General features: G+C 60.1%; 2 pseudogenes. Both read left to right on the forward strand.

Annotation, left to right across the window (positions count from 1 at the left end):
• A pseudogene (locus H6B10_RS15135) lies at positions 1–432 on the forward strand (AAA family ATPase); the annotation flags it as partial.
• A gap of 24 nt (positions 433–456) precedes the next feature.
• Positions 457–546 (forward strand): annotated as a pseudogene (locus H6B10_RS18165) (methylglyoxal synthase); the annotation flags it as partial.

A 546-nucleotide genomic window follows, 5' to 3' on the forward strand; every position in this document is an offset into this window, starting at 1 on the left:
CTGCTGATGGCCATGCGCCCGTATTTTGATTTTGTGCTGTTGGACACCGCTGCCGGTATGGGGGCTCCCTTTACCGCGGCGGCCGCAGTGGCGGACAAAGCGCTGCTGGTGCTGACCCCGGACCCGGTAGCTTTGCGGGACGGCAAAATTGTAGCTGACCGCCTGTTGAGCGGCGGACGCCCCCAAAGTGCCGTACGGCTGGTGATGAACCGCGTCACGCGGGAGAGTTTCGGCAAACGTGCGGCGGTTTTTGATCTGGATGAATGCATCGACACGGTGGGTGCCCAGCTGCTGGCCGTTATCCCGGAAAGCCGCGAATTGCAGCTGGCGGGGGCACAGGGCACCGTTCCCGCCCCCGGCGACCCTGCCGTGGTGGCTGGACAAGCAATGGCAAAGCGTCTATGCGGGCAGCGAGTCCCGCTTACCTTTTAATGTTTTGAAGGATGGTGTAGCGTTATGATAATTGCCCTGGTGGCACACGACTCCAAGAAGGAGTTGATGATTCAATTTTGCACCGCATACCGGCATATTTTGGCGCAGCACCAG

Source organism: Gemmiger formicilis (genome assembly GCF_016901605.1).
Taxonomy (GTDB): Bacteria; Bacillota; Clostridia; order Oscillospirales; family Ruminococcaceae; genus Gemmiger; species Gemmiger formicilis_B.